The organism is Streptomyces lydicus, from assembly GCF_000717345.1.
In the GTDB taxonomy this organism is placed as follows: domain Bacteria; phylum Actinomycetota; class Actinomycetes; order Streptomycetales; family Streptomycetaceae; genus Streptomyces; species Streptomyces lydicus.
Window position 1 is genome coordinate 1 of record NZ_JNZA01000075.1, and the last position, 7,832, is coordinate 7,832.

Genomic DNA, 7,832 nt, shown 5'->3' on the forward strand with positions numbered 1-7,832 from the left:
GGGGGTGGGTTCGGGGGTGGGGGGAGGTCACGAGCCGCTTCGCGAAGCCGTACGGAGCGGCGGCCCGCACACCTCTCGCCGTGCCGGCCCACGCGCCCCTGAGGGCCCCGTACGCCGTCGATTACACCCCCGGGGCCGCTCACCTCCGTCCGGGCGCCTCAGGGCACTCCAGGGCGGCGTCGGGGCGGCCCCGCGCCGCGCACGTACCCCGACCGCTCAGAGCTGTTCCGGGCGGCGTTCCGTCAGGCCGTACTTCTTGGCGAGCGGGTTCCAGAGCTGGGCGGCCTGCTTCTTGGCCTGGGTGGCCTGGCCGCTGGCGGCGTTGCCCTGGGCGGTCTGCCGGGAGACCCGGGCCTTGCCCTTGTGGCAGCCCTTCTTGCCGCCGACCTGGGCCGCCCACGCCGCGTAGTGGTTGTCCGCGGCGGCCGAGGACTGCCATGCCTTGGCGAGCGCCGCGGTCAGCTGCGCGTGGTCGGGGATCTTGTCGACGGGCAGCTGCTGGAGCCGCTTGACGAGATCGTTGCGCTGCCCGGCCGCCGCCCGCAGGTCGTTGGCCGCGCCACCGAGGTTGTCGCAGGACTTGATGCTGTTGACGGCGCCGATCACGGACGAACGGCTGTTGTTGCTGTCACCCAGCAGCGCGTCCAGGCCCTTGGCCTGGGCCTCGGCCGGGTCGGTCGTCGCCTTCGGCTCGTCCTTGCCGGCATCGGCCTTGGCCGTGCTGCTCCCGGTGTCCTGCTTCTTCGCGGTGTCGTCGCTGCTGCTGCCGCCGCTCAGCGCCCAGCCGAGGCCGAGGCCGGCGCCCGCGAGCACCACGACGATGATGCCGATGATCGCCGCGGGGGCGAGCCGTCCGCGCCGGCCGCCGCCGTCCTCCTCGTAGGAGCCCTGCTGGTCGAAGCCGCCACCGGGCGGGAACTGCTGGCCGTAGCCCTGGCCCGGCGGCTGCCCCGGGGCGCCGTACGGCGGGCGGCCCGGGTCCTCGAAGCGGGGCAGCTGCGCCGTGGCGTCCGGCGCGGCCGGCTGCGACGCACCCGGCCCGTCGCGGAACAGGCCGTCGAACTCGGCGGGCGTCGGGCGGTCACCGGGAGCACCGGGGCGGATGCCGAACGGCGCGCCCGGAGGCGGGGTCGGCGCCCCGCCGCCCACCGGGGGGATCAGCTGGGTCGCCTCGGAGTCCCCCGCGGCCGGGGCGCCGGGCATCGGCTGGGACTGCGGCATCGGCTGCGCCGGGCCCTGGGGCCTGCCCTGGCCCGGCTTCACGGCGCGCAGCATCGTGGTGGACTCGTCGGGCGTCTCGGGGCGGCCGGCCGCCTCGGGCGGCAGCGCGCCGCCGGGGCCGCCGGACCGCGCGTCGAACGGCGGTATGAGGGTGGTGGCCTCCGCGTCGTCCGCGGCGGGCGGCAGCGGCGCGCCGGTCTGCGGGGTCGCCCGCACCAGCTCCCCGGACGGGCCCGACGGGGGCTGCTGCTGGCCGTACGCCTGCGGGGCGGGCGGCTGCTGTCCGGCGCCGGGGTAGGGCGGCTGGCCCCCGTACGACGGGTTCTCCGGGGGCAGTGCCCCGTAGGTGCCCGGTCCGGGCTGCGCGCCGTAGGAGAGGAGCGAGGTCGCCTCCGGGTCCGCGCCGGCCGGCGGCAGCGGGGCGCCCTGCTGGTGCGGCACCTGCTGGGGCGACGGCGGCGGAACGTTCGGCACCGGCGGCAGGCCCTGCGGCGGCTGCGGGAAGCCGTAACCACCCTGCGGCTGCGGGGGCGCGGGCGCCGCCGGGGGCTGGCCGTAGCCCTGCGGCCCGCCGTAGCTCTGCGGCTGGGCGGGCTGCTGCCCGTACGCCTGCGGGGCGGGGGCGGAGCCGGGGGCGGCGGCCTGCTGGCCGGGGCCCCACGGCTGCCCCCAGGGCTGGCCGGCCGAGGGTGCGGCCTGCTGGTCGGGCACCACCGGCTCACCGTTGGCGGGCAGCACAATGCCCTCTCGCGCGGGCCCGGCCGCAGAATTCTGCGGGTCGGGACCCTGTCCGCTCTGCGTCACCGTGACTCCTACCAACGTGCAGACCTAGGGAATCGTCGGCTGCACGCTACCGGGTCGCAGCAACGTTCGACCACGAGCCCTGGTCACCGCCCCCGGCCCGCCCCCTCTCCCGAAGTGGTTCCGGCCGCCCGTCGCGGCCCGGTTCAGGCCGCCGCCGCCCGCAGCTCCAGCCGGGCACTGAATTCCCTTACGACAGGTTCGTCCCGGTACGGCTCCAGACGCAGCTGGAAGTCCTCCAGATACTCCGAGCCGCGGTCCGAGCGCAGCCCGCCCAGCAGCTCCACCGCCTGGGTGCCGGTGTGGCACGCCTGCTCGACCTCCCGCTGCTGCACCTGGGCGCCGGCCAGCAGCAGCAGACCGATGGCGCGGCGCCGGGCCCGGCTCTCCGGATGCCCGTCGAGCGCCTCCTGGGCACGGTGCGCCGCGGGCCCCGGCTGCCCCAGGTCCCGATGGCAGTGCGCGAGCTCGTCGGCCAGATAGGCCGGGTCGAAGTGCGCGATCCACACGGGGTCGTCACCCGTTTCCGTGGCCGCTTCGGCGCGCTCCATCGCGGCGACGGCCCGGCCGGCCACCACCTGGAACGCCCGGCCGTCGCCCATCAGGGCGTGCCCGCGCGCCTCCGCCGCGCAGAACATCGCCTCGGTGCGCGGGGTGACGTGCCCGCGGGCGCCTTCCTGTGCGGCGCGCGCCAGTTGGGCGATCTCACGCGGGTTGCCGAGCGAGGCGGCGAGGTGGCTCATGCTCGCGGCAAGGACGTAACCGCCGTAGCCGCGGTCGCCGGCCGCCTGGGCCAGCCGCAGCGCCTGGATGTAGTAGCGCTGCGCGAGGCCGGGCTGGCCGGTGTCGACGGCCATGTAGCCGCCCAGTTCGGTCAACCGCGCGACGGCGGCGAAGAGTTCCCGCCCGACGGACTCGCGGTACGAGCCGGCGAGCAGCCCGGAGACGACGCTGTTGAGGTAGTGCACGACGACCGGCCGGACGTGCCCCGCACCGAACCGGTGGTCGAGTTCGCCCAGCGCCGTGGTCATGGCGCGGACCGCCTCGACGTCCGAGACCCCCACCCGGGCGCCGGCATTCCGGGCGACCTGGGTGTCCGCACCGGTGATCAGCCAGTCGCGGCTGGGCTCCACCAGGGCCGAGGCCGCGACCGTGGAACCGCTGAGGAAGTCGCGCCGGCCGACGTCGCTGCGCCACAGCTCGCAGACCTGCTCGATCGCCCCCAGGACGGTCGGCGAGAACTGCAGCCCCACCCCGGACGCGAGGTTCTTCCCGTCGGCCATCCCGATCTCGTCGATGGTGACCGTACGCGCCAGCTTGCGGCCCAGCGCCTCCGCGATGACGGCCGGAGCGCGGCCGCGCGGCTGCTGCCCACGCAGCCAACGGGCCACGGAGGTCTTGTCGTAGCGCAGGTCGAGACCGTGCTCCGCGCCGCACATGTTGACGCGGCGGGCCAGCCCCGCGTTGGAGCAGGCGGCTTCCTGGATCAGCGCCTGCAGCCGCTCATTGGGCTGTCGAGCGACGAGTGGCCTGGCGGCCATGCTTGTACCCCCTGGTTACTGCTGCGCGTTCACCGCCGAACGCCGTTCCCCGTGATCGATGCCCCGCGAATATCCCGGATATCCGAGAGATCCTTGATATGAGCGATAGGCAGGATCGGGGTCGATAAGTGCTTTGCCATGGATGCCGGTTCGTGAGCGGTTTGTGTCGCCTTCGGGGCGGCACGTGCGAAACATCCGTTCACGAAAGGGCGGCCGGAAGAGACCGGTGGGGAAAGGTGCGGCGGTGCCCGTGCAGGGAGAGCGGCGCCGCCGTGCAGGGCCTCCCCCTCATGCACCACGGTCTGCCGCCGGGCGGCCTCTCCGCCCGTCATGCAGGTGGCTACCCGCTCCCCGGGCCCCGTCCGCACACGCGCCCCCACCGGTGCACCCATGCGCCCCACGTGCAAGAACGATGCGCCGGGCAGGTCATCCATTCGGCCGTAACCCTTGGTGACACGGAGAGTTGTCCTCTGCGTGGAAGAGACCATCGGAGTCACAGGAGCCTCGCAGATCCCCAAGCAGCGCGGCGAGCAGCTGCTCGAAACTGCGGTGCGTTACGCGGAAGAGCGGCATTGGGACGTGTTCCCCGGCGCATGGCTGGAGCACGACGGCGAGACGCCGCGCTGCTCGTGCGACGCCACCGACTGCGCCGCGCCCGGTGCGCACCCCACCGGGCCGGGCTGGGCCGGACTGGCCAGCGGCAGCGCGACGGCCGTCCGCCGGATGTGGAGCAAGCAGCCGCGGGCCTCGATCCTGCTGCCGACGGGCCGGGCGTTCGAGGCGCTGGACGTACCCGAGACCGCGGGCTGCCTGGCGCTGGCCCGTATGGAGCGGATGGGGCTGACGCTCGGCCCGGTCACCCGCACCCCGGACCGCCGGATGCTCTTCCTCGTTCTGCCCGGTGCCTCGGTGAAGGTCCCCGCGCTCGTACGGGCCCTCGGCTGGGCGCCGGCCGGCCTCGATCTGATCTGCCGCGGCGAGGGCGAGTACATCGCCGCACCGCCGACCCGGGTGGGGGCGCACGGCTCGGTGCAGTGGGCGCGTCGCCCCACCGCCACCAACCGCTGGCTGCCGGACGCGGAGGAGCTGATCAGTCCGCTCGCGTACGCCTGCGCCCAGGAAGCGGCGGCGAACCGGGCCCGCTGAGCGCCGCCGGCTCCGAGCCGAACGGCGCTGCAGGGCGCGGCATTTCACGGAGCCGCCGCTTCCGGGGCCGCTCCTTCCGGGCCGTTGCCTCCCGGAATCCCGCTTAACGGAACCGCTGCCTCCCCTGTGCCCGGTGCTCCCGGCGTTGCCCGGTGCGCCCGCGACCGAACGGACTGTCGGTGGCCCCTCGTATCGTGGGAGGCCGGACGGGGGCCACGCCGGCTCCTGCGGGGACGTCGAAGGGCAGGACCGGTGGCGAACGAGCCGGAGCACATCGAGGAGCGGGCCGAAGAGGTACCGCCGCAGCAGGCAGTGGCCACCTCTCCTGACGGGCCGGCCGGTACGCCGGACGGTGCGGCCGGCCCGCCCGCGGTGCGTATCCAGGGGCTGACGAAGAAGTTCGGCGAGCAGGTCGCCGTCAACGGCATCGACCTGACCCTGCCCGCGGGCCGCTTCATCGGCCTGGTCGGCCCCAACGGAGCGGGCAAGACCACCACCCTGTCCATGGTGACGGGCCTGCTGCGACCCGACTCCGGCGTGGTCGAGATCGGCGGGCACGACGTCTGGCGCGACCCGGTCGCCGTCAAGTCCCGGATCGGTGTGCTGCCCGAGGGGCTGCGGCTCTTCGAGCGGCTGTCGGGGCGCGAACTCCTCGGCTACACAGGGCGGTTGCGCGGCCTGCCCGGCGACGAGGTCGACAAGCGGGCCGGCCAGCTGCTGGACGTCCTCGACCTGTCCGGTGCGCAGCACAAGCTGGTGGTGGACTACTCCACCGGTATGCGCAAGAAGATCGGGCTGGCCGCGGCGCTGCTGCACAACCCCGAGATCCTCTTCCTCGACGAGCCCTTCGAGGGCGTCGACCCGGTGTCGGCGCAGACCATCCGCGGCGTACTGGAGCGCTACACCTCCTCCGGCGCCACGGTGATCTTCTCCAGTCATGTGATGGAGCTGGTCGAGTCGCTGTGCGACTGGGTCGCGGTGATGGCGGCCGGGCGGATCCGGGCGGACGGGCCGCTCGCCGAGGTGCGCGGCGCGGCGCCCACCCTGCAGGACGCCTTCCTCGAACTGGTCGGCGCGAGCGGCCGCGGCGCGGGGCAGAACCTGGACTGGCTGGGCGGGGGCCGCGCCCGATGAGCGCCGAATCCACCGCCGCGGCCCTGCGCCCCACGGCGGCACCGTCCCTGACCGGCGTCTTCGTACGGCTGAAGCTGACGTTGCTGCGCAACGGACTGCGCCAGTCGACCGGGCGCACGGTGGCGTACGTGGCGTCCGTCATCGTCGGCCTGCTGTTCGCGGCCGGCGCCGTCCTGGGGCTGATCGCGCTGCGCGGCAACGCCCATGCGGGCGCGCTCGCCGTCCTGCTCACGGGAATCCTCACCCTGGGCTGGGCGGTGATGCCGCTGTTCTTCCCCGCGGGCGACGAGACCCTGGATCCCACCCGGCTGGTGATGCTGCCGCTGCGGCCCCGGCCGCTGATCGTCTCGCTGCTGACGGCCTCGCTCATCGGGGTCGGGCCGGTCGTCACGCTCGTCCTGGTGACCGGTGCGGTGATCGCGGTGGCCCACGGGCCGGTCGCCGCGGTCATCGGCGTCCTGGCCGTGGTCCTGGCGGTCCTGGTGTGCGTCTCGCTGGCACGCGCGGTCGCCACCGCGGCAGTGCGGCTGCTGACCAGCCGCCGCGGCCGTGATCTGGCCGTACTGGGCGGCCTGTTCCTCGCCGTCGGCGGACAGGTCGTGAACATCGCCGCCCAGAAGCTGGGCCGCCCGGACGGCCTGTCCGTACTGGAGCCGCTGGGACAGGTGCTGCGCTGGGTGCCACCGGCGTCCGCGATCGGCGCGGTCGAGGACGCCGGCCGGGGCGCGTACGGGCGGGCGCTGGCCGGTCTGGTGCTGGCGGCGCTGGCGCTGGTCCTGCTGCTGTGGTGGTGGCAGCGGACCCTGACCACCCTGATGACCTCGCCCGACTCCTCCACCCTCCAGGCGCTCGAGAAGGACAGTGCACGCCGCTCCGGCACCGGCCCGCGGGGGCTGGCACGCCTGCTCCCGGACGGCCGTACGGGCACGGTCATGCTCCGTACGCTGCGCTACGCCTGGCGCGATCCCAAGTCGAAGATGTCCTGGGCGACCGCGCTGGGCGTGGGGCTCCTGGTGCCGGTCGTGTCGGCCGTACAGGGAAACGGCAGCATCTTCACCGCGTTCTCGGCGTCCGGGCTGCTCGGGATGCAGATGTACAACCAGTTCGGGCAGGACACCTCGGCGTTCTGGATGGTCGCCTCGACGATCGCCACCCCGCGCGACGCCTATCGGGAGCTGCGGGCCAGGGCGTTGGCGCTGGCGCTGATCGGCGTTCCTTTCGTGACGCTGGTCGTGGTCGGCGCCGCGGCGTTCATCGGGCCGTGGTCGGACTTCGTGGAGGTGTACGGACTGTCTCTGGCCGTGCTGGGTGCCCTGATGGCCACCGGTGCGCTGTCGTCGGCGCTCGCCCCGTACTCGATCCCCTCGGAGGGCAACAAGAACGTGTCGCCCGGGCAGGGCGCGATCGCCTGGTTCAGCCTCCTCGGCGGAGTGGTGGCCTGCGCGGTGCTGTGCTCACCGCTGCTGGGCCTGACCATCTGGCTGCATGTCGCGGACCTGCACGCTCTGCTGTGGGTGCTGCTGCCGGCCGGCGTCGTCTACGGCACGGCCGTCGCCGAACTGGGCCTGCGCCTGGCGGCCCCCCGCGTGGCCCGGCGCCTGCCGGAGATCCTTACGGCGGTCAGCAAGGGGTGAGGGGGCCGGGGGGCGGGGGCTGCTCCGGAGCCACCGCTGGAGGCCGTACCGGAGGCGGCTCGGAGGGTGGCTCGGGCTTGGAGCGCCCCAACTCCGGTGACGCAGAGGGGGTTTGCCTCCCGGTGAGGAGTTGGTCTCCTGGCGTTGCCGACCGCCCTGCTTTCTGAGCGGGGCGTTGGGTCCTGTGTCCGTGCGGGGGCTCGTGTCCTCGCGGGGAGTCGGGCCCTCACGGGGAGCCGTCTCCTCGCGGGGAGCTGGGCCCGTTGTCGTTGCTGGCGGCCCTTGTTCTCCCCCCACCCCCGAACCCACCCCCGCCCCCCTCCCCCGAAGGGGGAGGAGGGGGAGGGGGCGGGGG

Annotated in this window: 5 protein-coding genes; 3 read left to right on the top strand and 2 right to left on the bottom strand. The window is 74.3% G+C overall.

Annotation, left to right across the window (positions count from 1 at the left end; translation table 11 throughout):
* Positions 1-216: 216 nt before the first annotated feature.
* Both OO62_RS35845 and OO62_RS35850 read right to left on the bottom strand, forming a co-directional pair.
* Entirely contained in the window at positions 217-2,025 is a 1,809-nt protein-coding gene (locus OO62_RS35845; protein ID WP_398741856.1) for a hypothetical protein, read from the bottom strand.
* 143 nt (positions 2,026-2,168) lie between these two features.
* Complete coding sequence (locus OO62_RS35850) at positions 2,169-3,563, bottom strand: NsdA family TPR-like regulatory protein (protein ID WP_033271923.1); 1,395 nt, start codon at positions 3,561-3,563, stop codon at positions 2,169-2,171.
* 474 nt (positions 3,564-4,037) lie between these two features.
* On the opposite strand from OO62_RS35850, the gene OO62_RS35855 reads away from it, so the two are divergent.
* The 3 genes from OO62_RS35855 to OO62_RS35865 all read left to right on the top strand — a co-directional run bounded on the left by OO62_RS35855 (position 4,038) and on the right by OO62_RS35865 (position 7,477).
* Positions 4,038-4,709 carry a bifunctional DNA primase/polymerase gene (locus OO62_RS35855; RefSeq protein ID WP_078617543.1) on the top strand — a complete coding sequence of 224 codons (672 nt, stop codon included), beginning with the start codon at positions 4,038-4,040 and terminating at the stop codon, positions 4,707-4,709.
* 312 nt (positions 4,710-5,021) lie between these two features.
* Complete coding sequence (locus OO62_RS35860; protein WP_051733893.1) at positions 5,022-5,843, top strand: ABC transporter ATP-binding protein; 822 nt, start codon at positions 5,022-5,024, stop codon at positions 5,841-5,843.
* Positions 5,840-7,477: a hypothetical protein gene (locus OO62_RS35865; protein ID WP_051733892.1), complete on the top strand. Its 1,638-nt coding sequence runs from the start codon at positions 5,840-5,842 to the stop codon at positions 7,475-7,477. The genes OO62_RS35860 and OO62_RS35865 overlap by 4 nt, the downstream gene beginning before the upstream one ends.
* Positions 7,478-7,832 lie beyond the last annotated feature (355 nt).